The following is a 1,792-nucleotide window of genomic DNA, read 5'->3' as shown; positions in this document are numbered from 1 at the left end:
GTTGTCCTCCCGGTATACGGTGTCGCATCCGAGCAATTGCTGCCAGATCAGCGCCAGACGCTGTTCCGCAGGGTTGTCCGGCAGACTCTTGGCATCGGAGCAGTCCACTTCCAGTGCGGCCAGTGCCATGCGGTCGATTTTGCCTTGAGAGTTGATTGGCAATTCAGATAAAAGGTTTATTCTCGACGGCACCATATGCATGGGCAGACGTGTCGACACCTCCGCTTTGATCTGTTGGGCCAGCTCCTGCCAGTCAACTTCCGTATCGCAGGGCACTATTGCCGTTTCAATAACCTCTTTATAGACAAAGGCTGCCGCCTGCTTCACCTGAGCACAGTGGGCCAACTGGGCCTCAATTTCACCCAGCTCAATACGGAATCCCCGCAGCTTTATTTGCTGGTCCGCACGGCCGTGAAAGACCAGCTTGCCATCGGCGCGGAAGCATACCCGGTCCCCCGTGCGATACAGGCGGGCACCCTCTTCCCCACTGAACGGGTGCGGAATAAATCGCTCGGCGGTCAGACCGGGGCGACCCCCATAGCCACGTGCCAACTGCCCCCCGGCAACATAGAGCTCCCCAACCACCCCCTGTGGCAGCAACTGGCCGTACTCATCGAGCACATAACAATCGCTGCTGCCAATTCCCCGCCCGATGGGTATGGAGGCTTCCCGCCCTGCAATTGTCGACAGGGTGGCGCAGACAGTGGTCTCCGTCGGCCCATAGGCGTTCACCATGGTGCGGCGAGCCTGCCAGCGCCCAGCCTGCACCGGGTCGAGCGTCTCTCCACCAACCAAAAGCTGTTGTAAACCCTTCACACGCTCCGGATCCAGGTGTGCAATCAGCGAAGGGGGCAGTAGCGCCGCTTCAGCGGAATACTGGTTGATAAATGCCTCGAGTAACGCACCGGAGGGGCGCGCCTCCCCCGGTACTATCAACAGGCCAGCGCCTTCCAACAGCATACCCAGCTCTAATATTGAAGCGTCGAAAATCAACGACGAGAACTGTAAAAATCGTTTGCCGCAGGCTGCAATCCCATAGTTTTCCAACCCGCCTAAAAGCGATGACAGGGCGCCACAGCTGATTTCCACACCTTTGGGCCTGCCGGTGGAACCCGAGGTATAAATGATGTAAGCGAGATTATCCCAATGAAGATTGGGCTCTATTGCCGCCCGCTGGGGAAGCCGGGACCAGAGCCTCGCATCGAGGGCAAGGCAGACCGGGTGTGCGCCCAGGGTCGCAACAATGGGGGCCAGCAGACGCTGTTCAATGCTGTCCAGTGTGATGATCACATCGGGCTGGCAATCTTCCAACAGCAGGCGCACACGCTCTGACGGATAGTCCGGGTCCAGGGGAACATAAACACCGCCCGCTCTCCAGATAGCCAAAACCGCCAACACCGCATCGGCGCCCCGCTCCAGGCAGACGCCCACCCGCACTTCCGGTGCTACACCGAGCGTCTGCAAATAGGCCGCCAGTCGTTCGCTGCGATCCAACAAACTGCCAAAACTCAGTTGCTGCAAGCCGTCCATCAGGGCAATGCTATCGGGCTGCTGTTCCCCTTGCGCAGTCAATCGCTGCCACGGCCACAGGTCCCGGCTGGGAGGAGCAGCGTCTGAATGGTTCCACTGCACCAGCTGGCGATAGCATTCGACTTCATCCAGCAGCGTCAACGCAGCGATCGGCTTGCCGGGTGCAGTGACCATCGCCTCCAGCAGGCGCTGATAATGCTGCATCATCCGGGCGACGGTATCCCGGTCGAACAGATCGGTGTTGTATTCCACCGCCGCCACC

At 59.5% G+C, this 1,792-nt stretch carries 1 protein-coding gene; it reads right to left on the bottom strand.

Annotated elements, in window-relative coordinates; translation table 11 throughout:
* Nucleotides 1-1,792, bottom strand: a 1,792-nt coding sequence (locus AB1S50_RS19410) for a non-ribosomal peptide synthetase (RefSeq protein ID WP_367152915.1), incomplete at both ends; no start/stop codon positions are given.

It is taken from the genome of Microbulbifer discodermiae, from assembly GCF_040742695.1.
Taxonomy (GTDB): Bacteria; Pseudomonadota; Gammaproteobacteria; order Pseudomonadales; family Cellvibrionaceae; genus Microbulbifer.
Note: the sequence above shows the minus strand (reverse complement) of the source record. Positions and strands in the feature narration are given on the sequence as shown.